The organism is Mucilaginibacter gossypii (genome assembly GCF_017569325.2).
Taxonomy (GTDB): Bacteria; Bacteroidota; Bacteroidia; order Sphingobacteriales; family Sphingobacteriaceae; genus Mucilaginibacter; species Mucilaginibacter gossypii.
In genome coordinates, this window is record NZ_CP071878.2 from 1591075 (window position 1) to 1615534 (window position 24460).

Genomic DNA, 24460 nt, shown 5'->3' on the forward strand with positions numbered 1-24460 from the left:
ATTGGTTTGACTAATATAATTAAATCGATTTAGCATTTTATTATAATTTTTAATTTTTTATCATTTGGCAAAGCTGATGGGACTATGTTTCATTTTTGAACTATCGCTGGTCCGGTCTGTCTCCGGGTGGGGATAACATGCAAACTAAATCCCGAAGTTGTATTGAAATAAGCTGCTGAGCTTTATATTTGTTTAAACCTACCTTTAATCTATGAAAAAAATAATCCTGTTCCTGCTTTCATTTTATTTTATCGGCAAGGGAGTAGCTCAAAACCCGGTTCAACCACTTGTTATCCATGGAAAGCTCAGCAATTCGGCCGAAAAGATGTTGAAGATCTTTTTTGAAGATGCCAACGGTAAACTTCTTATGGATACCATCAGGCTTAATGATTCGGGTGAGTTTTATTTAAAAACGTACAAGATAGTAAAGCCTCAACGCACCAGCATCCAGCAAAACAATACCCAAATCAACCGGATCTATGTAGCACCGGGCTATGATCTCCATATAACCGGTGATGCCATTAATTACGTCAACCTGTCGAAAACTAAAAAGATAACCGGTATAGGTGCCGAAACCAATCAATACCGTGTAAAATTAGATTCAATCCTGGTAGCCCGGAACGACAAAACAGCGTGGTATGAACTAAAGACCGATGAGTTAATCCCGTTCCTTAAAAAAAGCAAGACGTTAGAAGACTCGTTACTAAATGTTGTGTTTAACAAGCCGGCAAAGCAGGATCAATATTTCAATACGTTTAAGAAAATGATTGATTTAGATAATCAAAGCTTAAATTTTTACATGCTGCTTCAGCACCTTGATTTGAGTAAATACAATGCAGCGCAGATGCGGGAGCTGGTATCAAAAAATACTCCTTCAGCATTTTCAAAAGGTATATCGCATGACGAATATTTAGTATCAGAAGATTATAAATCGTGGGTTTTACCACTTTATTATGCTTATGAACAGCGCCTGGATCTGCTGCGCGATTCGGCATCGGTGAAGCAGCCCGGGTACACACTTGGCAAAATCAAACAGCTTTTTACCGGTAAGGTTAGGGACTATTATCTGAACCGACAGGTTGAAAAAAGAATTGGTAGTGCTAACTCTCTTGAAAAATTGAATATAGCCCAAAAGGAGATGCGTGTATTCATTGACGCAATAAGTAACCCGGCTTTAAAAAATAACATCGCCGGGAATTTTACCGAAAAAAAGCTCCAGCTGATGCAGGTGCAAATTGGGAAGCCGGCCCCGGCATTTACTTTGCCCAGCGACCGTGGCAAGGTTTTTAACTTGGCCGATTTTAAAGGAAAAGTTATTTATATTGATCTTTGGGCCAGCTGGTGCGGGCCATGTCGCCAGGAGATGCCTGCATATAAAAAGCTAAGCGACAAGTTCAAAGCTAATCCGCAGGTTGCTTTTGTCAGTATTGCCGTACATGACGGAGAAAAGGAATGGCGAAATGCACTCAAAGAAGAAAAGCCGGACTGGCTGCAGCTTTATGACAAAGACGGTACAGTTGCACAATCATACATAGCCTATGCAATTCCAAAATATATACTGATTGATAAAGAAGGCAAAATGCTCAGTTTTGACGCTCCCGGCCCGGGGAGTGCGCAGGCCGAACAATTAATCAATGAGGCTATTGCAAAGCCATAGTGTGTTTATGCTTTTTCCAGGGCATATGATGCTAGTTCAGTTTTCAGGCTTTTGATCATGATCTGCATTGGTTTTGTGCTGTTTAATACCCTGCAGATCGCGTTGCCTCCTTCTATCGAAAGCATCATCCGGGTTGCAAATTCAACGGGATTTATGGCGTTTGAGAGTTCCCCGTTTTCAATTCCGTCCTGAATAATATTGGCATAGGTTGTTATTGCGGTATCAACCATGTCTTTTAACTTTTTTTTGATGGCCGGGTTAGTATCATCCGTCTCTGTCGAAAAATTAACTATCGGGCAGCCGCCTTCAATATAGCTTTTCAATGGATTTTTGCTGTTGTCTAAAGCGGCATTGATCTTGGCAATGGCAGTTTTATGTTTGCTTACTGTGTTGTTCCTTCTGTCGTTTAGTTTTCCTAAAAGGTAATCAACAGCGGCTTGTGCCAGCTCGTCTTTGCTTTCAAAATGGCCATAAAAACATCCCTTACTGGTATTGGCAACTTCAAGTACCTCATCAACCGAAGTGCCGGCAATTCCCCTCTCATTAAATAAAATCGCTGCTTGCTCAATAATGAATTGCCTTTTTTGCTCGCCTTTGCTCATCTTCAGTTATTTACTATGCAAATATAGACTAAATGGTTTAAAAAAAATAAAGGCCGTTGATTGCCTGTTGAAATTAACTGAATGTTTTATTATTTGTAAATGTCTGTCAGCTAGTGTTTTATTTTCGTGTTTGGTTTGTAAATGTATAACTTTAGGTTGATTTTTTTACACTTATCTTATGAATGCCTGTATTTATAAGCCGGCTAAGCAGTGATTGACACAGCAATGTAAATATGGTTAAAAGTAGACCAAAAGGTTTTATTTAATAAACCAATTAGTCTACTTTTGTTTTAAATAAAAACGCACAGTATACTGTTTTTACGATCTGTTAAATTTCAACATTAAGCTATGAAAATTATAAAAGAACACCACAGGGGCATCAGCACAATTTTAGCGTTCGCGCTGATCCCGCTTTCTGGTTTTGCAACTGATATTTATATACCTTCCCTGCCTTCTATGGCCAGGGAATTAGCTGTCAATAATTCGGCCGTTCAGCTTTCGCTCATCGCGTTTATGATCAGTTCGGGCGTTAGTCAATTGTTTGTTGGCAGCTTGCTTGATAGTTTTGGCCGGTACCGTATTGGTACTGTCTCTTTACTGGTGTTTGCATTTGCAAGTTTTGTCATAGCTATCTGCCATAATATCGAGCTTATTTATGCCATGCGTATTTTGCAGGGCATCACGGTAGCGCTTATTGTAGTAGGGAAGAGGGCATACTTTGTAGATATGTACTCGGGCGAGCAGCTTAAACATTATACCAGCCTTTTTTCTATCATTTGGGCAACCGCGCCTATTGTAGCACCATTTATTGGAGGTTACCTTGAAGCTGCTTTTGGCTGGGAATCCAACTTCCTTTTCCTGGGGATAGCCACTCTTTCACTACTTGTTTTAGAGCTGGTATACGGTGGCGAATCATTAAAAAATTATCACCCGTTCAAAGCTAAAAGTATTCTGCAGGTTTACCTGGCTACCATTAAAACCCGTGATTTTTCCCTGGGCCTCATCCTGATCTCCCTGAGCTATGCCATGCTGGTGGTTTATGGTATGAGTAGCCCTTTTATAATTGAGCACGTATTTCATTTGTCGCCTGTGGTAACCGGTTATTGTTCGCTGCTTTCGGGGGTATCATTGATGGCGGGCGGTATTATTTCAAAAACCCTCATCAGGAAACCGCTTATCAAAAAAGTATCTATAGCGCTTGCACTGCAATTAGGCTTTGCCGCTTTAATGGTGTTTACAGCAGGGATTAAAACAAATTTATTTACGCTGATGGCCTTTACAGCATTGGTTCACCTGTTATCGGGCTTTATATTCAATAATATATTTGCTTACTGTTTAGGCCGTTTTTCAAAAAATGCGGGTATTGCAAGCGGAGTAACCGGCGGCTCGCTTTATATTATCACTTCATTTTTTAGCTATGGCATTGTAAATATTATGGCCATCAAAAATCAGCAGTTATTAGGAACCGCTTATCTATCGTTCGCGATACTGGCTGTTATTACCCTGGTGCTTTTCGTCAAAGCGAGGGCTTCGCACCAAAAACAAGAAGAAGCTGCTGTTATTTTAACTGCTGAGGTAGCGGTATAAGCTGAGTGATATTGCCTTAAATAACAGGTGAAGCCGGTAATTAATTATCGGCTTCACCTGTTTTACAATGATACATAAGAACGGTACAATTCAACGGTTTGACAGCCTAACTTATTTGTTGATCATGGTATAACCTACAATTTAACCAATAAATAACCTGAATATTCAGCCGGCAGATCATTATATTTGCCCCGATAAGTTCTTTACTTTACTTCATCAACCGGTATAGGTTTTACTTAATTGTAGATTAATAGGGAATCGTGTGTAAATCACGAACTGTCGCGCAACTGTAAGTAACACAAAGGTTTTTGCCAGTAATGTCCACTGTCCTGATAAACAGGGATGGGAAGGGCGGCAAAAATGTTACAAGTCAGGAGACCTGCCTAATACTGAATTGACAATGCTTTCGCGGTATGAAGCTTGGTCTGGGTTATGATTACTTGCCTGTATGGGTCCATGGCCCGTTATGACAGGCTGTGCCCATATATTCTCTCCATATTTTACATATCACAAAACATTACGAAGCTTAGCTGAAAGGGCTTTTAACCGATTTATTCATTTAATCAATTAAAAGAATGCTAACGCAAAATTTAGGTTACCCGCGTATTGGTAGCCGGCGCGAATTGAAAAAAGTCTGCGAAAATTACTGGGCAGGCAAAACGGGCTTAAAAAATGTGCTTACCGTGGGTAAATACATAAGGGAAGAAAACTGGCTGCTGCAAAAAGAAGCCGGGATTGACCTTATTCCATCAAATGATTTTTCATTTTATGACCAGGTGCTTGATCATTCACTGATGTTTGGCGCTATTCCTAAACGCTATCATGAAGTGATTAGTCAAAAAGGCAATACCGAACTCGATCTGTATTTTGCTATGGCCCGCGGCTATCAAAAAGATGGATTGGATGTGGTAGCTATGGAAATGACTAAATGGTTTGATACCAATTATCATTACATAGTACCCGAGTTTTATAAAGATCAGCAGTTTAAACTTTTCTCCACCAAAGTTATCGATGAGTTTTATGAGGCTAAACAGTTGGGCATCGTTAGCAAGCCGGTATTGCTTGGCCCTGTATCGTACCTGTTGTTAGGCAAAGAGAAAGAGGCTGGTTTCGATAGGATAGACCTGATCAAAAATCTGCTGCCTGTTTATTTTGACATCCTGAATAAGCTTAAAGCTTTGGGTGCCGAATGGGTCCAGTTTGATGAACCGTTTTTAGCGCTTGATTTAAGCGAAAAACAACAGGAGGTATTTAAAGATACCTATAAGCAATTGCGGAAAGAATTTCCTTTCCTGAAGATAGTTTTGGCAACTTATTTTGAACGCCTGGGCGATAACACTCAATTAGCGGCAACTTTACCTATTGATGTTTTACATGTCGATTTAGTGCGGGCGCCTCAGCAATTAGATGAAGTAATGGAACATCTGCCCCAAAAAACTATTCTTTCTTTAGGTGTTGTTGACGGGCGCAATATCTGGAAAAATGATTTTGTTAACTCGCTGGTCATTATAAAGAGCGCTAAGGATAAATTAGGTGCCGACCGCGTTTGGATAGCACCTTCATGCTCATTGATCCATTCGCCATGCGATCTGCAAAATGAAACCAACGATGAAGTGCTTACTCCCGAAATTAAGCAGTGGCTGGCTTTTGCGCGGCAGAAAATAAACGAAGTGGTATTGCTCAGCAAATTATCGGAAGATGTGGTGAGCGATAGCAGCCTGCATCAGCTGGCAAAAAACCGGCAGGCAAACGAGGCCCGCCGAACATCTGCACTGATCCATAACCCGGCGGTTAAACAGCGTGTAAGCGCCATCACCGAAAATGATGCAAAGCGTATAAGTGCTTTTCCTGCCCGGAAAGAACAGCAGCAGCAACTGCTTGACCTGCCGCTTTTTGCTACCACAACTATTGGTTCGTTCCCGCAAACAGCCGAAGTACGAAGCTGGCGTGCCCAATTGAAAAAAGGCGCGATAACACTGGGGGAGTATAATAAACTGATAGCTACCGAAACTGAAAAAGCTATAAAATGGCAGGAAGAGATAGGGTTGGATGTGCTGGTCCATGGCGAGTTTGAACGCAATGATATGGTTGAGTACTTTGGCGAACAACTGGCCGGTTTTACCTTTACACAAAATGGCTGGGTGCAAAGCTATGGCAGTCGCTGTGTTAAGCCACCGGTTATTTATGGCGATGTATCAAGGCCACAGCCTATGACGGTAAAATGGTCGGCTTATGCGCAATCACTAACCTCAAAATGGATGAAGGGTATGTTAACCGGCCCGGTAACTATTTTGCAATGGTCGTTTGTGCGCAATGACCAACCCCGTTCCGAGACCTGTACGCAGATAGCATTGGCCATTCGTGATGAAGTTTGTGACCTGGAAAGCGCCGGTATCAAGATCATCCAGATAGATGAACCGGCCATTCGTGAAGGATTACCGCTTCGCAGGGATGACAGGGCAAATTACCTCGACTGGGCAGTTAAAGCTTTCAGGATTTCGGCAAGCGGCGTTCAGGACAGTACACAGATCCACACGCACATGTGCTATTCGGAGTTTAATGATATCATTAAAAGCATAGCCGACATGGATGCCGATGTGATCACGATAGAAACATCGCGCTCGCAAATGGAGCTGCTGGATGTTTTTGCCGATTTTAAGTATCCTAATGAAATTGGCCCCGGTGTATATGATATCCATTCGCCGCGTGTGCCCAACAGGGAGGAAATGATCCGTTTGCTTAAACGCGCCCAGGCCGTAATACCCGATGCCCAGCTTTGGGTAAATCCCGATTGTGGCTTAAAAACACGGGGCTGGGATGAAACCCAAAAAGCCTTAACAGAGATGGTTGAAGCCGCGAAAGCTGTCCGCGAGAATGTTATCAGCAATGTAACTGCTTAAATAAAAAAACTACTGTGTATCCTTACGGGTACACAATAGTTTTATAGGTATAATTAAAAAATGGGTGTCATGTTGAGCCTGTCGAAGCATGGTGGTTAGGCCTCTGCGCGCGAGTCTTCGACAGGCTCAGACTGACAGTCCCTCTTTTGTCATTTCACCTTCAGAGGCCTCTGGATTTAAACACTCAGACTGACAGGCCTAAAGGGCCACGGGATTTAAATACTTAATATGACAAAGCATGAAAATAAACACTGCCCCCGGTGTAAAGAGCCCTTTGAATGCAAAGTAGGCAGCATCCTGTTGTGCCAGTGCCAGGGCATCAGCTTTACCGACCAGGAGCGCGATTATATCCGCTTAACCTACCCGGATTGCCTTTGCCGTAAATGCCTGATGGTTATGAAGCATGAGATCAGCTCGACCGCAGCTCAGGAAAAAATGAAAACGATACTTGAAGCAATCAGGAAAGGTAAGTAATAGTACAAGCCCGGTGCTGATAATCAAAAGCTTTTGGCTTTCTGCGTTCAGCCTTTTGCATCTATTTTATTTCTCCTGCTTCAAAAAGCTCATCCAAACGCCAGTGTGAATCATTTACCCCGCGTTCCATGCCCGATTGCAGCATGCCGTCACGATCAGTCACCGATTGGAAAACAGATTGTACAGTCACTTTTGTACGGTTCCCTGGTAGTGCTTCAAACCTGGTGGTTTCAAGCGTTACATGACCACTTTCTGGCAATCCTTCAAACTCAAATGTTTGGATGATACGTTCAGGCGCGGTTACATCATGGATAACACCATGAAAGCCATAATCATTACCGGCAGGGTCGGTATGAATATAACGGTAAGCGCCTCCGCTGCGGCAGTCAAACTTATCTATGCGCATTTTAAGTTCGCACGGGCCCAGCCATCTAACAATAAGCTCAGGATCGGTGAAAGCTCTGAAAACCAGCTCACGCGGTGCTTCAAATTCGCGGGTTATAAAAAGCTCCTGTTTTCCGGGCTCGGCCTTAATTTCTGTTTGATTTTTTGTGGTGATCATGGTGTTTTTATTTAGGTGATTGATTAATCGTTATCGTTAGCTTCTTGCAAAAGCTTGATATCCATTTTGGTCATCTTCATCATGGCAGCCATAACTTTTTTGGCTTTTTCAGGATTTTCGTTGTTATAAAGTAATTCGCTCATAACTTCAGGGACAATTTGCCAGGTAACGCCGAATTTATCGTCGAGCCAGCCGCACTGATTGGTTTTGCCGCCGCCTGCAGGTAGTGCTTCCCACAGATAATCAATTTCCTCCTGGGTTTTGCAGTTGATGTAAAATGATGTAGCAGGCGAAAAATTGAACATTGGTCCGCCATCTAAAGCTAAAAACTGCTGATCTTCTATCCTGAATGTTCCAACTAACATTTTGCGGCCATTGCCGGGATCGGTAAGTGAGCTTACTTCGCTTTCGGAGTTTTTGAATACCGAAGTATAAAATTTCAATGCTTCTTCAAGGTTGCCGTTAAACCATAAAAAAGGGGTTACTTTCTGGGTTGCTTTAAATGTTGCCATGGTTTCTGTTTTTTATTGATTAAAAATTTGTTGCTTTCGATATCTCAAAGTTACCCGCCCTGGCAAGGGCTAATAGTGCCCAAAAACGACGAGATAAGGGGGTATTAGCGACAAATTGATTTTTATCTCCCTGGCATTTTGCTCATATCCATGTGCAGCACATTCCAGCTATGGCCATCAGGATCGGTAAACAGGCAGCCGTACATCCAGCCATCCATTTCCCGGGGCTTGTGATTGCTTTTGCCACCGGCTTCGATAGCCTTTTGAGCCAGTTCATCAACTTCTTCCTTGCTTTCCGCGTCGATAGACAGCAGAACTTCAACTCCCTTTGCAGTATCCGCAAGACCGCAGTTTTCAACAAAGCCTTTAAAGGTGCTTTCGTCAAAAAGCATTACGGTAACATCTTTTTCGCCAACCTGCATGGCTGCAGAATTCGGGCCGTTACCAAATTGCGAGTTAAACCGGAAGCCGAGTTTGCTGAAAAACTCCTTTGATACATTTACATTTTTTACAGGCAGATTGATCCAGAATTGCTTCGTCATAATTGGTTATTTTAATGGTTTATCATTGTTTTTTAATTCTTCGAGCAGATTGTCGAGTGCGTCAAATTTTTCTTCCCAAACCTTGCGGTAACGCTCAACCCATTGAGCAACCTCTTCAAGCTGTTTCAGCCGGGGTTCGCAATACCGTTCACGGCCTTGTTTTTTAATAGCGATAAGACCGCATTCGGTTAAAATTTTTATATGCTGGGATATAGCGGGGCGGCTTACATCAAAGTTATCCGCTATGGCATTCAGGTTCATGGGTTTAAAGGCTATCAGGTTAATGATATCCCTGCGGGTTGGATCGGCAATGGCCTGGAAAACATCTCGTCTCATCTAAATCAAATATAATATGTAAGCGATTGCTTACAAATATAATATGTAAGCAATCGCTTACGCAAATTTTTTGAATATTTTTATTTGTAAATAAAAAAGGGGAGAAGTACAGGGTCAACATTTAAACATTCGGACTTGCCTAAGCGCTCAAAAACATTAGCGTAGTGTAACCCCTAAAAAAATAAATATTTGATTATGAATATCTTGTGAGTTATATTTTAAAAAAGTGGTAACCCTGTTAACCCTATTTATGTGCGTTTGCCCGGGAGTGAAATAGGCCATCCTGTATGATTCTCAAAAAAATCATCATCTTTGTGGCTGATAAATATATCCTAACAATATGCTGTTTGATCAAATAAGCCAAAAGCCGTTCTTTATTCTTGGACCCTGTGTAATGGAAAGCCAGGAGTTATTATATACTGTTGCCGAAAAAGTAGCCGAAGCCGGGCAGAAATACAATGTGCCGGTGATCTTTAAATCGTCATTTGATAAAGCCAACCGCACATCTATTCATTCATACCGCGGCCCGGGATTAGAGAAAGGCATGGAAATGCTGATGAATGTTAAGCAGCGTTTTGGTTTACCGATTACTACAGATATTCATGAGCCATTCCAGGCAGCTATTGTAGCCGAGGTTGCCGATATATTGCAGATCCCTGCGTTTTTATGCCGCCAAACAGACCTGTTGGTTGCGGCTGCCCAAACCGGTAAAATCGTCAACGTAAAAAAAGCCCAGTTCCTTTCGGGGCATGATATGTTTTATCCGGCTCAAAAAGTTATTGAAGCCGGCAATAACCAGGTAATATTAACCGAGCGGGGCAATATGTATGGCTATAATAATTTAGCTGTCGATTTCAGGAATATTTACGATATGAAAGCTTTTGGCCACCCGGTTTGTATGGATTGTACCCATTCGGTTCAGCGTCCGGGCGGAGCAGGAGGAAAAACCGGCGGCGACCGTACTTTTGTGCCCATGATGGCGCTGGCAGCAAAAGCTTTTGGGGCAGATGGCTATTTTTTAGAAACGCATCCCGATCCTGATAATGCCCTGAGCGATGGCCCTAATATGGTTAAGCTGCACGAACTGGATAAGGTTTTAGCACCATTAGTAGGGTAAGTTTTTGTTCTGAATGTCCGGATCCATGAAAGATATTGCAAAAAGGGTTTTTGATATTGAAATAGAGTCGCTGCAGCAGGTAGCCGGCTCAATTGATGATGAGTTTGCAAGGGTTGTTGATGCCATATTAAAATCAACAGGAAAGCTGGTTGTTATTGGCATTGGCAAATCGGGGCTTATCGGTAAAAAGATAGCAGCCACATTGGCCAGTACAGGTACACCGAGCTTTTTTTTACATCCGGGAGAGGCTTTTCACGGCGATTTAGGGATGGTAAGCCCCAATGATATTGTTTTATTGATATCCTATTCGGGCGAAACCGACGAGGTGCTGAAACTTATTCCTTATTTAAAATGGAACAAGAATGTGATGATCGGCATAACAGGTAATCCTATATCAACCGTTGCCAAAAACTGCAGTTATCACCTTAATATAAAAGTTGAAAGGGAGGCTTGTCCGCTTGAACTGGCGCCAACCTCATCAACTACCGCGGCGCTGGTTATGGGCGATGCCCTTGCTATAGCTTTAATGGAGTCGCGAAACTTTCAGCAGCATGATTTTGCACGTTTTCATCCGGGCGGTAGCCTTGGGCGCAAACTGCTGGTAAAAGTTAAAGACCTCATGCGTACCGATAAGCTTCCTTTTATTAATGAGGAAGCTTCATTTATGGATTTGTTACTGCGCATGTCCGAAGGCAGGTTGGGTATGGTTATAGTGGGCGACGCGTCCCGGATTAAGGGGGTGGTTACAGATGGCGACCTTCGCCGGGCCTTGCTAAAACACCCGGATACCTCAACCTTAACCATCGCCGAAATCATGACCGTTAACCCGGTTATTATTGATGAGCATGAATTTGTAGGCTATGCCGAGCAGTTAATGCTTGAAAAAAAGATCACTACCTTACTGGTGGGTTCTGCACAAAACCGGTCAATAACAGGTGTTTACCAGATATATACGGCCTGAAACACTTTTGATTAGCCTAAGCCGCGCATTCTTTGGATCGGGAGGCAGCTGATTTTGGTAATATTTGATTATCTTTACCGGTATCTATCATATTCTACCGTGTTAAATTAAATGTCTGATCAATCAAATTCGATCACTAATAAATTTCAGGCTCCTGCAAATATTCATATTGCAATAATAGGTCTTGGCTATGTGGGATTGCCCCTTGCTGTTGAATTTGCCAAAAAATATCCTGTAAAAGGTTTCGATATTAAACAAAGCCGGGTAGATGAGCTGAATAACGCGTTTGACCGTACCCTTGAAACCAGTAGCGACGAACTATCGGTAGTTTTAAATTTAAAGGATGAAAGCAAGGGCCTTACTTTCACATCGCAGATAACAGACATTGCTTCCTGTAACGTTTATATTGTTTCGGTACCAACACCTACCGATCAGCACAACCGGCCCGATCTGAGCCTGCTTATTCGGGCAAGTAAATCAATAGCAGGAGTATTGAAGAGGGGGGATGTTGTTATTTATGAATCAACAGTTTATCCCGGCGTAACTGAGGATGTTTGTGTGCCTGTTTTACAAAAAGAATCAGGTTTGCAGTATAACAGGGATTTTTTTGCAGGATACTCGCCCGAGCGTATAAATCCGGGGGATAAAGTCCATACGCTGACCAATATTTTAAAAGTAACATCGGGCTCAACGCCCGAGGCTGCTGATTTTATTGACAACTTATACGGGTCAATAGTAAAAGCAGGAACGCATAAAGCCCCCGCCATTAAAGTTGCGGAAGCCTGTAAGGTGATCGAAAATTCACAGCGGGATATCAATATCGCTTTTGTAAACGAACTTGCCAAAATATTCAACATCATGGATATTGATACCCATGCGGTTTTGGCAGCGGCAGGTACCAAGTGGAATTTCCTGAATTTTAAACCAGGTCTTGTAGGCGGCCACTGCACAGGAGTTGATCCGTATTACCTTGCAGCAAAAGCCCAGCAAATGGGTTATCATCCCGAAATTATCCTGGCCGGACGAAGGCTTAATGATGGTATGGGTACGTACGTTGCCCTTGAAGTCATTAAACTGATGGTGAAGAATGATATTTCGGTAAAAAACTCAAAGATCCTGGTGCTCGGTTTTACTTTCAAAGAAAATTGCCCGGATGTTCGTAACACCAGGGTAATTGATATTATTAAGGGATTTGATGGTTTTGACGCAACCTGTGAAATATATGATCCATGGGCTGACCCGGATGAAGTAAAAAGAGAATATGGTATCTCTACATTAAAAAATTACGGGCAACTAAGCGGCGCTTACGATGCTATTGTTATGGCTGTGGCACATCGCGAGTTTTATGATTTAGACTATGCAAGCTTAAAACATAAACCATCATCGGTAATTTATGATATAAAAGGTATTTTAAACAAGGATGTTGTAAGCGGACGGCTGTAAATGTTTTTTTTACAGTTATTTTTTCGCATAGAAAATCATTTTTTTGTCACTGTTAACAGAGAATTCATTTTGAATAAATTTCTTAATTTCTAATTTTGTGGCTGTGAAAATAATACATTCGTAACCGTGTCTTCATTTAATTATGACATTGTTATTAGTAAATAATTATAGTAATTTTAGCAGGGTTGCATACTACATAAGCACATATACATGATTCACAGATACGCTACTTTTATTAAAGCAGTGAACCTTACCATTGATTATATTATACTTAATATGAGCATGGTAATTTCTTACTTCATTGAAGACCGGTCATATATTTTTTGGATTAACAACAGGCAGTACCTGCCTATTGTGTTAGTTTTTAATCTAATTTGGCTGCTGTCAGCTAATATTACCGGGCTTTATGAACATGTTCTGAATAAAGATTCAATTAAAACCTATCGCGGTGTAATTAAAACTTATCTGCTGTTTGTAAGCTTTATTTGCTTCACTATCATTATATTGATAGGCACCAAAGCGTATTTTATAACACGCGAGTATCTTTTTTATTCACTGGCGTTATTCGGTTTCCTGCTTGGTTTATGGAAGTTAATATTCCTGAGCATCCGTAAAAGCGACCGCGCAACGCTTATCGATATACGTACTGTTATCATTATAGGTGGGGGCCGCATCGGGTCAGACCTGCATAGCTTTTTTAAACAAAACCCCGAACGTGGGTATAAGCTTGTTGGCTTTTTTGATGATGCATCAGACAGCGTACTTGATCAAAGCCTTTATTTAGGCGGTACTAATGATTGTATAAGCTATGTGCTCAACAATAAAGTTGATGAAATATTTTGTACCCTACCAAACTCTGAAGCCGAGAAAATAGAGCAGTTGATGCTTGATGCAGATAAAAATCTGATTAGGTTTAAATTTGTGCCAGAATATTACGACTACGCTAAAAAGCCAACTTTTATACAAAGCTTCGGCCATATCCCGGTTATATCCGTAAGGCCAGAACCTTTGGAGAACATGCTGAACCGCTCCATCAAACGCTTGTTTGATATCTGTTTTTCTATATTTGTGATCCTGTTTATTTTTAGCTGGTTATTCCCCATTTTGGCCATCATTATAAAGCTTGAGTCAAAAGGGCCGATATTCTTTGTGCAGGAGCGCTCAGGCAGGGACAATAAGCCGTTTAAATGCTATAAATTCCGTAGCATGCGGGTAAATCACGATTCAGATAAAAAACAAGCTACACGCGGCGATTCACGTATAACCAAATCCGGGGCATTTATCCGTAAAACAAGTATCGACGAATTGCCACAGTTCTTTAACGTAATATTAGGCAATATGTCTGTAGTAGGCCCGAGGCCGCACATGATAAGCCACACTCAACAATATTCGCAGCTTATTGATACTTTCATGGTAAGGCATTTTCTTAAACCTGGTATTACGGGTTGGGCCCAGGTGTCAGGCCTGAGGGGCGAAACTCAAACCACACAGGCTATGCTTGAGCGTGTGGAGGCCGACGTTTGGTATCTTGAAAACTGGTCGTTCCTGCTGGATATGAAGATTATCTTCCTAACGGTATGGAACGTGTTTAGAGGCGAAAAGAACGCGTTTTAATATGCCGATATTCCGGGATCAGCTAAGCCGAAAGGTTGAACTTTCCGGAATCCCTAAGCGGATCATATCCATTGTCCCTTCACAAACAGAATTGCTTTTTTACCTTGGCTTAAACGTTGAGGTGATAGGCATTACTAAATTTTGTATCCATCCGGCAGATAGGTTTAATTCAACAACGAAAGTAGGGGGGACTAAACAGCTTGATGTCGAAAAAATCCGATTGCTGACCCCGGATTTAATTATCGCCAATAAAGAGGAGAACGACCGTCTTCAGGTAGAAGAGTTAATGAATATATGCCCGGTTTGGATCAGTGATATTTTTGATCTGGAATCGGCTTTGCAAATGATTGTTTGCATTGGTGATATGATAGGTAAGCCCGGGCAGGCAAACGTGCTTTGCACGGAAATTAATGGTGGTTTTAAGGGTATAAAGTTTTCTGTAACGAGGCTGGGAGTTGCCTATCTCATCTGGCGTAAACCCTATATGCTTGCCGGCAGGGGAACTTTCATTGATAGTATGCTGCAAACATGTGGACTAAACAATGTAACAGAGGGGGAGCGTTACCCGGAGATTGATGCAAATGCTTTAGTCGCGGCTAATCCGGATCTTCTTTTTCTATCATCAGAGCCATATCCATTCGCTCAAAAACATATAGAGGAGTTTAGGGCGCTTTTACCAAATGCAAAGATAGTTTTGGTAGATGGTGAAATGTTTTCATGGTATGGCAGCAGGCTTTTATACGCACCCGTATACTTCAAACAACTGATAAATGGGCTTGTGAAAAATTAATTCCTACTAAATGAGCATGATAGCAAAAAAATGAAAATTATGTTTTTAAGTATAATTTTAAACGCTATCTTTGCAGCCTGTTAAATCAGAAACGCGGAAGTGGCGTAATTGGTAGCCGCACCAGACTTAGGATCTGGCGCTTCACGGCGTGGGGGTTCGAGTCCCTTCTTCCGCACTTAAAAGTAAAAGCCTTCAAAGTCATTGATTTTGGAGGCTTTTTTGGTTCGATAGATAGGTTATTAATGTACTTCCTCTTTTAAGTATTTGTATTTTAGTGATTTAACAGTTCGAGTCCAGACATCAATCCAACTGCTGAAAGTTCAAAAAATCTTTGTTATACATGCTAATTCATTGCCTGGCTGACCTAAAAAATCGCATCAGATTCTATGGCCTTATAAACAAAGTTTTTCGGCCTTTAAAACAAAACGTCTGAATAGGCTACCTTCTAATTTTGCTTTCATAAAATTCAATTATTATGGAACAAAATAATTATAATGGGACTTTGCAAAAACCGGTAGGTTCAGGCTTCAACGCAGTATCCACAACATCTGATGTTATAAAGGAAGTGGATCTTAATGGAAAAATTGCTATTGTCACAGGCGGCGACGGAGGTCTCGGCCTGGAAGTCACCAAAACGTTGTCTAAGGCAGGTGCGACAGTAATTGTACCTGCCAGGGATATTGAAAAAGCAAAATTAAATCTTCAAGGAATTGCCAATGTAGAAGTGGAGCCGATGAACCTAACGGAACCTGCCTCTATTACTTCGTTTGCTGAAAAATTCCTGGCATCAGATAGGCAATTGCATATGTTAATAAATAATGCGGGCATTATGTGGACACCTTTACAACGTGACAACCGTGGTTATGAGGCACAGTTTTCTACCAACCACTTAGGACATTTTCAACTTACAGCAAAACTTTGGGAAGCCCTTAAGAAGGCAGAAGGAGCAAGGGTGGTGACGGTTTCCTCTTCGGCACACCATTATTCTCCTGTACTATTTGATGATGTTAATTATCATACGAGAGAATACAACAAATTTGAGGCGTACGGCCAATCTAAAACAGCTAACGTGCTATTTACTGTTGAACTTGATAAAAAAGCCCGTCCGTTCGGTGTCCGTGCTTATACACTGCATCCCGGTCTAATATTGGATACCAATTTGAGCAGGCACCTGACCTTTGAAGATTTTGTTACTTTGGGTGCTATAAATGCTGACGGCACACCCAATGAAGAAGCCCAGGCAGCGATGCAGAAAATGTCTAAGACTAAAGAGCAGGGCGCAGCCACAACCGTATGGGCCGCAACAAGTCCGCAATTGCAAAATATAGGCGGTGTTTATCTGCAAGATGTCGAAGTTGCCAGTTACAATCCCGATGCATACGATAGTAACGCAGGGAAGCGCAACCCTGGCGGGACATTCGGTGTGGCCCCATTTGCCCTGGAGCCGAATGCGGCACAAAGGCTTTGGGTTTTGAGCGAGGAACTTACTGATACAAAATTTGATGTTCAATAAACAAGAGAAATAGGGCCCAAGCTGTTGGGCTTTATTTGCTTATTTTTGTATTATGGCGGTACGGCAAATAAATAATTACGCGGAGATTGTATTTACCTGTAGCGAAGCGGTACACCAAAATAGTGAACTGGTTGCGGAAGAACATTCTATTGTCCGGGTATTATCAGGCCAATTGAAAGTAATAGAATCTAATAAAACTTACTTTTTTGAAGCTGGGGAAACTTTTTTATTTCCTAAGAACCGGTTAGCCCGGCTCATAAAAACGGGAAAAGACGATTTGCCCTACAGAGCGATTATTGTAAAGCTAACCCAAGATGTGCTGAAAGCATTTTACGAGCATAAAAAAAATGAAGTCTTTACGGTATTTAAAACTGATGCCATAATTCCTTTATCTAAAGGGCCGTTACTGGACAGTTTTTTTGCTTCAATGCTTCCTTATTTTGATCTGGAATACAAATTACCGCGCGAACTTTCGGAGTTGAAAATACAGGAAGCGATAGCCATATTGCGATCTATAAATGACAGTATGGACCATATTTTATCCGATTTTTCAGAGCCGCATAAAATTAACCTTGTCGAGTTTATGGAACGTAACTATATGTTTAACATGCCCATAGAAAAATTCGGTTATCTGACAGGCCGAAGTTTAACAACCTTTAAGCGTGATTTTAAGAAAGTGTATGGTACAACGCCTCAGAAATGGCTCATGCAAAAAAGGCTTCAACTCGCCCGATACCAATTGGCTGAAAAGAATCGCAAACCTTCTGAAATTTATTTGGAAACGGGCTTTGAAAACCTCTCGCACTTTTCATATGCCTTTAAAAAACAATTTGGTTTTACGCCAAGTGAATTGTCAAAAGCTAAATAAATTGAAACAACTGTTCTTAGGATACTTTGTGTTGTTAAAAGTTCTTAAATGGCAGATAACCCGCATAGGATAGCTAAATCCTTTAAAAAATGGTTCGAATTCTGTACCGTTAGGTGCACCACATGGGATTCTGTCGAAATTCCGAGAGGGTTGCTCCAAAAAGAGCAGCCATTTTTTATTGATTTTTAGTAAGTTATCCTCGAACGCCGGATTGATGTAGGGTGTGCGATATGCCCCCTCTCTAAACATGAGACTATGTTCGAACGCCCCTTTAATAAAGGATGTTTTTGATTGAGGTTCGCTTTTTTATAAACGCCCGGTATTGAGGTCAGCGAAGTTAATAAGATCGTTTGTTGATGCAGGCTGTCGTCCCCCAGCTTTTGATTATAACTAATTTCCTCACTCAGCCGTGTCTTTTCAGCCTGAAACTTTTCATAATATTTCAGGTAGGTTTCTACTTCAATTTCCTCGTTGATCAGTTCCTTCAACTTTTTTAACCTTTACCATGTCTTTGAAACTGGCGGTTGCAGGCGATACAAGGCTTAGAAAGACTTAAATAATCCAGGACCTGTTCCAGTTTTTCGTGAAGTACAGTTCCAAAAACATTGAAAATATTTGAACAGTAGGATCCAAAAGAAATCCTTTTTAAGAAATATGTCAGGTTGTTCATGGAGTAAACAACTTATACGGCAATACGGAAAGCTTGTTGAACTTAGAAATTTTCGCTGTGAAATAGGATCGATTATGATGATGAGCCGTGGACATGTTTAATGCAATTAGATTTTGCGTTGGAATTGCTGGTGAATCGGGCTTTTAGTATCTGCTGTTGCTGAAGAACTGTCAAAAAACAATATATTTCCACAGATTCAGGATTGGCGGCCAGGCGATTTTTATTGTGTGAAGGATGAGGTGAAGTTGTCATCTTTATTGATAATCACTAACAGCCAGATACGCCAGACTCATGTATAGTATTTAACGGTTGGCTTGCACATCAGGATTGTGGAGACCGTTTAAGCTTAGCAATCATGGGTTGATAAGCACTGTTTTTTAGATGGCTATCCGATGGATCTTCCATATTGGCAGCTATTGGGGAATTTACCAAGTTGTTACTTTCCGAAAGCCTTTTTCGGTAATCAGACGGGGATGTGCCCATTAACCGGCTGAACATCCGGGAAAAATAGTATTGGTCATGGATGCCGATGCGAAAAGCAAGTTCTTTGACAGACATGGCCGTGAATGAAAGGTACTGACAGGCTTTTTGTATCTTCAGGTAATTAAAATATTCCATAGGCGTATGTCCTGTTTTTTTCTTGAATATTTTACAAAAATAGGTGACTGACATTTGGGAATGATCAGCCATTTCTTTCAAGGTGACAATCTTTTCAATGTTGTCTTGCATGAAATTGATGACCGATTCTACGGTATCCGTACTCGGCTCTTTCTTCTCCCAGTTAAATTGTTCCGTGTAGATCATGGAGGACAAAAAATGATAAAAACTCATGTTCGCATAACGCAGCGTGTCTTCTCCGTAACCTTTTTCAAGGTTGTAGTAGATATCGTCAAAGATCTTAATACGTTCAGCGCTGTAGGTTAACTGCGGTTTAAAAGATTCTTGCTTTTCTACGATCAGGTCAGTGATGAATCGCGCATTTTCTCCCTTGAAATGTGCCCAATAGATCGACCATGGATTTTTTTCGTCAGCGCCGTAAGCGTGCGGCGTATTTGCCGGTATTGCGATAAATTGTGAAGGAGCTATTTGAATTCGTTTTTTGTTAATATCAATCCATCCATAACCATCTGTGCAATAGATTATTATATGCTGATTGATGCCTTGCGACCGCTGCGCGTAGTGGAATAGTGCCCTGGGATAATAGCCGATATCAGTGATGTAAACCTGCCTGGTGATCGGGTCATCGATCAAAAAATCCGAAACAATTTTTTTGGGGATCACAATCAGTCTTTGACCGTCAAACCCATCTCTCTTGCGTAATGATTTGTCTTTGGACATTTAATGCTGAATAAAGATATCGGCAAAAGTGTATAAAAATATTTCATTGTTTGTAAAAATCCATCACAATCACAAAATATGTCATTTTTAGCATGGTCGAAAGGTTGTAAGTTTGATGTATAAAACCAATATGTAAATATATTATTCGCCTGAACGGTTTTCAGTAGGAAACTAAATTTCGAAAAATCTTGATTATTCGTTTTTTTATTGATGCCAGGTAAAAGCCTGGCCCTGATTTCTATTGTCCATCTCTCTGGCGCAGAACTAATTTTTTTAAACCCAATTCAATGAGAAAACTACTACTATTCGTTGTGCTGTTTTCGGCCGGTCTGATCAGCGCTTACGCTCAGCAGCGGAAGATCACCGGCACGGTTAAGGATTCACAATCCGGGCAAACCCTGCCTTTCGCCACCATTTCCATCATCTCTAACGGAAAGACTATTAGCAAATCTGCGGCCGATCAGGCCGGTAAGTTCTCGGTTGACGCAGAAACGGGTATGATCATCCAGGTATCTTTCGCTGGTTACGAACCGGCCCGGATTACGCTAGCGGCAAGTTCTGATCTTACCGTTTCACTTAAAAGCAATACCAATCTTTCCGAGGTTGTTGTGATCGCTTATGGTCGTGAAAAGCGTAAAGATCTGACCAGTGCGGTAACTACCGTTACGGCGCAGCAACTCAGTGAAGCTCCGTCCACCAACCTTGCAACGGCACTCGGCTCGCGTGCTCCGGGACTGGAAGTGCACGCAACCAGTACACAGCCTGGCTCAGGCGCTTCGGTTAATGTCCGGGGTCTCAACTCGATTTCCCAGCTACAAGGCCCGCTTTATATTGTTGACGGTGTCGCCTTAGTCGGTGATATCCGCAACATTAATCCCAATGATATCGAGTCTGTTGAAATTCTGAAAGATGCCGCCGCGGCCGGTATCTATGGCTCCCGTGCGGCAGAAGGTGTGATTCTGATCACGACAAAAAAGCCAAAAGCAGGGGCGACTAATGTGAATTTTGATATGTATGCGGGCATCCAGCATAATAATCCGGCTTACCAGATGCTCGGGGCGCATGATTATGCTACACTTAAACGATTGGCTTATCAGGATGCGGATCCGGGGACCTTCGGTCAGCCGGGTACGATGACCGCTGACGCCAAGATATTTAACGCTAACGAATTACAGAGCATAGCTGATGGCTATACCGGTTATGACTGGCAAAAAGCAATCCTGCATAATAATGCACTCACTCAGAACTATACACTTTCTGTGGCTAATGGAACCGGCTCTAACAAGGTATATTTCAGTGGGCAATACCAGAACCAGGACGGCATACTTATTAACACCGGCTATAAAAAATATTCCGGCTACCTGAGCGACGAAACAGCGATCAGATCATTTTTGAAATTGGGCGGTAGCATGAATTTTACTCATGACATTACGCACAATGCGATGCCGAACGAGTATCAGCAATCGCTGACACAAAGCCCGTTGCAGCCGATCTATGACAGCAGCGGTCAGCCGTTGATCACTGTGGATAACTCCACGGGGGTACCGACTATTTTCAATCCTGTAACACTGGCCTTAAACGCCATCGACTTATACACCACCAACCGGACCAATGCAAACCTATTCGTCGAGTTTACACCGGTAAAAAACCTGATGTTCCGTTCCAGTATCGGCGCTGATATCTATCAAGCCGAAGAAGATAAGTATTGGCCAAGAACGACAGGCCCGGGTTATGCACCGACAAATGGCTTAGGTGAGATTTATAATACCCGTGCTACGGACGTACTATGGGAAAATACTGCAACCTACAACCTGACGAAAGGCAACCACGACCTGAGTTTACTGGGCGGTTTCACTTTTGAACGTCACGAAAATACGGCGACTGATATGCAGGGAAGCCAGTTTCCAACGGACTTGCTGAGTTATAAAGCCATCGGCAGTGCCGGTCAGAAATTGCAGGACAATAGCAATTATGATGGTTGGGCAGTACGCTCATTCTTCGGCAGGGCTGTCTATAAATTTAAAGGACGTTACATCTTGAACGGCACGATCCGTCAGGACGGATCCAGCCGCTTTGGGCGTAACAATAAATTCGGTGTATTCCCCACAGTCAGCGGCGCCTGGCGGGTGATCGATGAGCCATGGATCGGCTTCAAGCTGAAAACTTGGCTGAGCGACTTTAAACTCCGCGCCAGCTACGGCTTGGTAGGTAATCAGAACTTGCCTTATGACGCAATTTATACCCGGTATGACCCAACCACTTATCCGTTTAACGGTACAAGTGTAACCAGTGGCTACCTGGCGGGGGGCACGAACGGCGTATTCGGCAACAACTCTCTGCAATGGGAAGTGCAGCACCAGTTCAATGCAGGTACCGACATTGCCATGTTCGATAACCGCATTCAATTATCACTTGACGTATATAATAAAAATATCAGCAGCCTGCTGATGCCACTTCCTTTGGCGCCATCATCTGGTTTTCAAACAGAATACGTGAACGTTGCGGCCATGAGAACGCGCGGCATTGACCTGGCACTGAAAACAACTCCGGTGAAGACGGCCAGCTTTACCTGGCAGGCGCAGATCAACTGGTCGAAGTATGACAGCAAGGTAACCAAGCTATTCCCGGGCAGGGATTCCGTTAACCTGTACCTTCGCGTTGGCTTGCCGCCAGCGGGCACTTTCGTAAACTACATTTTCGACGGCCTGTACCAGCAGGGAGATAACTTCAAGTTAAATCCAAATGGCAAACCTGGCGACATCAAAATACGCGACGTTAATGGTGACGGAAAGATTACACCGCTGGATCAGGTGGTGGTAGGTTCAAGCATTCCAAAAGGTTCGGGCAATTTCTGGAATTACTTCCGTTACAAGGCGATCTCATTGACCGTGAACAGTACGTTTGCGTATGGTCAGAAGTTGAACAACCTGACTTTTACCAACCTGACTTATTACAATTCGGCATTTGGTAGCCAGGGCAACGTCACCGTTCAGGGGGGGGACTACTGGACCCCAACGAATACAAATACAGTAATTCCAAGACCAAACTCTTTCGGTACTTCGCTTAAAACATTGCCTGGTGGTATCTCTCAGGGATCAAGCTATTCCATCCAGAATGCCAGCTACCTGAGAATCCAGCATATTACGTTAGGTTATGATCTACCTTCTTCGCTACTGAAAAAGATAAAAGTCAACACTTTGAATATCTATGCGCAGGCGCTGAATCCATTTGTCTTCACCAGCTACAAAGGAATTGACCCGGATATCGCCGGTAATTATGCATCTAACGAAATTTATCCTCGTTACCGTACTTTCATTTTAGGCGCAAGACTTTCCCTGTAACATTAAGACCAAATTAGACATGAAAACTTTTCAACGTATAAAATTCAAAGCAATCGGTATCACAGCCATCATGCTGTTGTTTGTCATCGCCGGTTGCCGTAAGGAACTTGACTATACTCCGGAAGTATTTGTTTCGGCCCAAAGCCTCTATAAGGACCAGGCCGGGGCTATAGCAGGAGTAACCGGTATCTATCAGCAATTGCAGACGCTTAAAAAATCTGACTATCAGCTTATTGGCGTAATTGGCACCGATGAGGCACGCTGCGCTTACCAGGCGCAGGGTTATGGTTCTTATTGGGCTGGAGTAGTAGGTATTGACGTTTATGACCTTACCTTCAACAGTCAGAACGCTGACATCAGCGGCTTTTGGAGCGTTTGTTATAAAGGGATTGCCAATGCAAATGCAGCAGTCCTTAATATTCCGCAGATCAAGAATTTCGGAGACGCTTCGTTGCAAAACCGTTTGGTTGGCGAAGCCCGATTCCTGCGTGCGGTTTATTACTTCTACCTGGTTCAATTATTCGGCGATGTGCCTATGCCGCTTGAAAATACGGCTTTCGACAACGGCGTACCGCGTACGCCGCAGGCTACCGTTTATAACCAGATCATTTCCGATCTTAAGTTTGCTTCGACCAATTGCTGGGCTAAAAATCAACTTGGAGCAAGTGCCGCCGGCCGGGCCAATATGGAAGCGGCAAAAGCCTTGTTAGGAAAAGTGTACCTGACCTTGCATGACTACCAGAATGCTAAAACAACGTTTGAGGAACTGATCAATGGTAATAAACTGACTTTGCTGGCAAATTATGCTGATCTCTTTGATGGTCAGCATGAAAATAATACAGAATCACTTTTTGAGATCCAGTATTCTACAGATAACAACAATAACACTCAGGGATTGCAGAATCTTTACGGTTCCTACGCTGGTCCTCCGGTGCCTTTTCAACAATTCAATCAGCATACTCCAGGCTATGGCGGTACGGTGATAACTTCCACAGCGTTTTACGCGGATACCGTTTTTGCGAAACCTTACTCATGGGCATATCAGTATGACGCACGTTACAAAGCTTCTATCAGTCACGATCGTTATGACAGTAACGGTAACACCATGAGCTGGTGGGCAGACCCGGGGTTACCAACCGTGAAAAAGTATGATATCTCTTCCAGCGACATTGATGTTTATCACTCTGGCAAAAACTTATATTATCTGCGCGCAGCAGACGTATTCCTGATGTATGCGGAAACTTTGAACGAATTGGGTCAAACTCAGGCAGCACTGGTACCGCTCAATAAAATACGTGAACGCGCTTTTGGAAATAGTTCGGTAAATTACGCTTTGACCGATCAGGTCTCGATGCGAGAGATCATACTGGATGAGCGTACCCGGGAATTGGGCGCTGAAGGCTGGCGCTGGTTCGACCTGAAGCGTACGGGCACATTGATCTCGCGGGTGAAACGTTACGACGATCCAAAACGTGACTTTATGAAGAAAAATAACTCGTCTACCGATCCGCATCCAACGCAGGAGATTTCTTCCAAAAATTTGTTGTATCCTATTCCTCTGAGCGAATTGCAAAATAATGCTGCACTGGGATTAAAAGCACAAAATCCTGGTTACTAATTAAATTGATTTATA

General features: G+C 42.4%; 20 protein-coding genes, 1 tRNA gene and 1 riboswitch. Of the genes, 14 read left to right on the forward strand and 7 right to left on the reverse strand.

Going from position 1 to position 24460, the window contains the following annotated elements; genetic code table 11:
* Nucleotides 1-211: 211 nt before the first annotated feature.
* Entirely contained in the window at nucleotides 212-1657 is a 1446-nt protein-coding gene (locus J3L18_RS06800; protein ID WP_129570914.1) for a TlpA family protein disulfide reductase, read from the forward strand.
* Nucleotides 1658-1662: 5 nt separating this feature from the next.
* Here J3L18_RS06800 and J3L18_RS06805 read toward each other — a convergent pair whose 3' ends face one another.
* Entirely contained in the window at nucleotides 1663-2259 is a 597-nt protein-coding gene (locus J3L18_RS06805; RefSeq protein WP_091162755.1) for a TetR/AcrR family transcriptional regulator, read from the reverse strand.
* A 348-nt stretch (nucleotides 2260-2607) separates the two neighbouring features.
* Here J3L18_RS06805 and J3L18_RS06810 point away from each other — a divergent pair, with 348 nt between their 5' ends.
* The 3 genes from J3L18_RS06810 to J3L18_RS06820 all read left to right on the forward strand — a co-directional run bounded on the left by J3L18_RS06810 (nucleotide 2608) and on the right by J3L18_RS06820 (nucleotide 7220).
* A complete protein-coding gene (locus tag J3L18_RS06810; protein WP_129570915.1) occupies nucleotides 2608-3846 on the forward strand; it encodes an MFS transporter in 1239 nt (412 codons plus the stop codon).
* A 210-nt stretch (nucleotides 3847-4056) separates the two neighbouring features.
* A riboswitch (cobalamin riboswitch) is annotated at nucleotides 4057-4248 on the forward strand.
* Nucleotides 4249-4421: 173 nt separating this feature from the next.
* A complete protein-coding gene (gene metE, locus J3L18_RS06815; RefSeq protein WP_129570916.1) occupies nucleotides 4422-6746 on the forward strand; it encodes a 5-methyltetrahydropteroyltriglutamate--homocysteine S-methyltransferase in 2325 nt (774 codons plus the stop codon).
* A gap of 228 nt (nucleotides 6747-6974) precedes the next feature.
* Nucleotides 6975-7220: a cysteine-rich CWC family protein gene (locus J3L18_RS06820; RefSeq protein WP_091162759.1), complete on the forward strand. Its 246-nt coding sequence runs from the start codon at nucleotides 6975-6977 to the stop codon at nucleotides 7218-7220.
* A gap of 61 nt (nucleotides 7221-7281) precedes the next feature.
* On the opposite strand, the gene J3L18_RS06825 is transcribed toward J3L18_RS06820, so the two are convergent.
* From J3L18_RS06825 to J3L18_RS06840, 4 genes are all read right to left on the reverse strand, one after another.
* Nucleotides 7282-7782, reverse strand: coding sequence for an SRPBCC family protein (locus J3L18_RS06825; protein WP_129570917.1), 501 nt, complete (start codon nucleotides 7780-7782; stop codon nucleotides 7282-7284).
* Between the two features lie 23 nt (nucleotides 7783-7805).
* Nucleotides 7806-8294, reverse strand: coding sequence for a VOC family protein (locus tag J3L18_RS06830; protein ID WP_112652982.1), 489 nt, complete (start codon nucleotides 8292-8294; stop codon nucleotides 7806-7808).
* Between the two features lie 122 nt (nucleotides 8295-8416).
* A complete protein-coding gene (locus J3L18_RS06835) occupies nucleotides 8417-8836 on the reverse strand; it encodes a VOC family protein (protein WP_090527313.1) in 420 nt (139 codons plus the stop codon).
* A gap of 6 nt (nucleotides 8837-8842) precedes the next feature.
* Nucleotides 8843-9172 (reverse strand): ArsR/SmtB family transcription factor, encoded by a 330-nt coding sequence (locus J3L18_RS06840; protein ID WP_091162762.1) that lies wholly within the window; start codon nucleotides 9170-9172, stop codon nucleotides 8843-8845.
* 340 nt (nucleotides 9173-9512) lie between these two features.
* Here J3L18_RS06840 and kdsA point away from each other — a divergent pair, with 340 nt between their 5' ends.
* From kdsA to J3L18_RS06880, 8 genes are all read left to right on the forward strand, one after another.
* Complete coding sequence (kdsA, locus tag J3L18_RS06845) at nucleotides 9513-10289, forward strand: 3-deoxy-8-phosphooctulonate synthase (protein ID WP_091162763.1); 777 nt, start codon at nucleotides 9513-9515, stop codon at nucleotides 10287-10289.
* 25 nt (nucleotides 10290-10314) lie between these two features.
* The gene (locus J3L18_RS06850) at nucleotides 10315-11250 is read left to right on the forward strand and encodes a KpsF/GutQ family sugar-phosphate isomerase (protein ID WP_091162764.1); all 936 of its coding nucleotides are present in this window, start codon (nucleotides 10315-10317) and stop codon (nucleotides 11248-11250) included.
* A gap of 111 nt (nucleotides 11251-11361) precedes the next feature.
* On the forward strand, nucleotides 11362-12693 hold the full coding sequence (locus J3L18_RS06855) for a nucleotide sugar dehydrogenase (protein WP_129570918.1): 1332 nt from the start codon (nucleotides 11362-11364) through the stop codon (nucleotides 12691-12693).
* A gap of 210 nt (nucleotides 12694-12903) precedes the next feature.
* The gene (locus J3L18_RS06860) at nucleotides 12904-14307 is read left to right on the forward strand and encodes an undecaprenyl-phosphate glucose phosphotransferase (protein ID WP_090527329.1); all 1404 of its coding nucleotides are present in this window, start codon (nucleotides 12904-12906) and stop codon (nucleotides 14305-14307) included.
* Between the two features lies 1 nt (nucleotide 14308).
* The gene (locus J3L18_RS06865; RefSeq protein ID WP_091162766.1) at nucleotides 14309-15097 is read left to right on the forward strand and encodes a helical backbone metal receptor; all 789 of its coding nucleotides are present in this window, start codon (nucleotides 14309-14311) and stop codon (nucleotides 15095-15097) included.
* Nucleotides 15098-15190: 93 nt separating this feature from the next.
* Nucleotides 15191-15272 (forward strand) — tRNA-Leu (locus tag J3L18_RS06870).
* Between the two features lie 300 nt (nucleotides 15273-15572).
* A complete protein-coding gene (locus J3L18_RS06875; RefSeq protein ID WP_129570919.1) occupies nucleotides 15573-16610 on the forward strand; it encodes an SDR family NAD(P)-dependent oxidoreductase in 1038 nt (345 codons plus the stop codon).
* A gap of 52 nt (nucleotides 16611-16662) precedes the next feature.
* Nucleotides 16663-17478, forward strand: a complete 816-nt coding sequence (locus J3L18_RS06880) for an AraC family transcriptional regulator (RefSeq protein ID WP_129570920.1) — start codon at nucleotides 16663-16665, stop codon at nucleotides 17476-17478.
* Between the two features lie 185 nt (nucleotides 17479-17663).
* Here the strand turns inward: J3L18_RS06880 and J3L18_RS06885 are convergent, their stop codons facing one another.
* A complete protein-coding gene (locus tag J3L18_RS06885) occupies nucleotides 17664-17966 on the reverse strand; it encodes a hypothetical protein (RefSeq protein WP_129570921.1) in 303 nt (100 codons plus the stop codon).
* Between the two features lie 503 nt (nucleotides 17967-18469).
* A complete protein-coding gene (locus J3L18_RS06890) occupies nucleotides 18470-19486 on the reverse strand; it encodes an AraC family transcriptional regulator (RefSeq protein WP_129570922.1) in 1017 nt (338 codons plus the stop codon).
* A 287-nt stretch (nucleotides 19487-19773) separates the two neighbouring features.
* Between J3L18_RS06890 and J3L18_RS06895 the strand changes: the two genes are divergently transcribed.
* Together J3L18_RS06895 and J3L18_RS06900 are read left to right on the forward strand one after the other, a co-directional pair.
* Nucleotides 19774-22827, forward strand: coding sequence for a SusC/RagA family TonB-linked outer membrane protein (locus J3L18_RS06895; RefSeq protein WP_129570923.1), 3054 nt, complete (start codon nucleotides 19774-19776; stop codon nucleotides 22825-22827).
* 19 nt (nucleotides 22828-22846) lie between these two features.
* Complete coding sequence (locus J3L18_RS06900) at nucleotides 22847-24445, forward strand: RagB/SusD family nutrient uptake outer membrane protein (protein WP_129570924.1); 1599 nt, start codon at nucleotides 22847-22849, stop codon at nucleotides 24443-24445.
* Nucleotides 24446-24460 lie beyond the last annotated feature (15 nt).

What these genes read in the sequence shown, in the direction of transcription:
- J3L18_RS06800 (WP_129570914.1), top strand. Translation starts at nt 212, where the DNA reads ATGAAAAAAATAATCCTGTTCCTGCTTTCATTTTATTTTATCGGCAAG.
- J3L18_RS06805 (WP_091162755.1), bottom strand. Translation starts at nt 2,259, where the DNA reads ATGAGCAAAGGCGAGCAAAAAAGGCAATTCATTATTGAGCAAGCAGCG.
- J3L18_RS06810 (WP_129570915.1), top strand. Translation starts at nt 2,608, where the DNA reads ATGAAAATTATAAAAGAACACCACAGGGGCATCAGCACAATTTTAGCG.
- metE (WP_129570916.1), top strand. Translation starts at nt 4,422, where the DNA reads ATGCTAACGCAAAATTTAGGTTACCCGCGTATTGGTAGCCGGCGCGAA.
- J3L18_RS06820 (WP_091162759.1), top strand. Translation starts at nt 6,975, where the DNA reads ATGACAAAGCATGAAAATAAACACTGCCCCCGGTGTAAAGAGCCCTTT.
- J3L18_RS06825 (WP_129570917.1), bottom strand. Translation starts at nt 7,782, where the DNA reads ATGATCACCACAAAAAATCAAACAGAAATTAAGGCCGAGCCCGGAAAA.
- J3L18_RS06830 (WP_112652982.1), bottom strand. Translation starts at nt 8,294, where the DNA reads ATGGCAACATTTAAAGCAACCCAGAAAGTAACCCCTTTTTTATGGTTT.
- J3L18_RS06835 (WP_090527313.1), bottom strand. Translation starts at nt 8,836, where the DNA reads ATGACGAAGCAATTCTGGATCAATCTGCCTGTAAAAAATGTAAATGTA.
- J3L18_RS06840 (WP_091162762.1), bottom strand. Translation starts at nt 9,172, where the DNA reads ATGAGACGAGATGTTTTCCAGGCCATTGCCGATCCAACCCGCAGGGAT.
- kdsA (WP_091162763.1), top strand. Translation starts at nt 9,513, where the DNA reads ATGCTGTTTGATCAAATAAGCCAAAAGCCGTTCTTTATTCTTGGACCC.
- J3L18_RS06850 (WP_091162764.1), top strand. Translation starts at nt 10,315, where the DNA reads ATGAAAGATATTGCAAAAAGGGTTTTTGATATTGAAATAGAGTCGCTG.
- J3L18_RS06855 (WP_129570918.1), top strand. Translation starts at nt 11,362, where the DNA reads ATGTCTGATCAATCAAATTCGATCACTAATAAATTTCAGGCTCCTGCA.
- J3L18_RS06860 (WP_090527329.1), top strand. Translation starts at nt 12,904, where the DNA reads ATGATTCACAGATACGCTACTTTTATTAAAGCAGTGAACCTTACCATT.
- J3L18_RS06865 (WP_091162766.1), top strand. Translation starts at nt 14,309, where the DNA reads ATGCCGATATTCCGGGATCAGCTAAGCCGAAAGGTTGAACTTTCCGGA.
- J3L18_RS06875 (WP_129570919.1), top strand. Translation starts at nt 15,573, where the DNA reads ATGGAACAAAATAATTATAATGGGACTTTGCAAAAACCGGTAGGTTCA.
- J3L18_RS06880 (WP_129570920.1), top strand. Translation starts at nt 16,663, where the DNA reads ATGGCGGTACGGCAAATAAATAATTACGCGGAGATTGTATTTACCTGT.
- J3L18_RS06890 (WP_129570922.1), bottom strand. Translation starts at nt 19,486, where the DNA reads ATGTCCAAAGACAAATCATTACGCAAGAGAGATGGGTTTGACGGTCAA.
- J3L18_RS06895 (WP_129570923.1), top strand. Translation starts at nt 19,774, where the DNA reads ATGAGAAAACTACTACTATTCGTTGTGCTGTTTTCGGCCGGTCTGATC.
- J3L18_RS06900 (WP_129570924.1), top strand. Translation starts at nt 22,847, where the DNA reads ATGAAAACTTTTCAACGTATAAAATTCAAAGCAATCGGTATCACAGCC.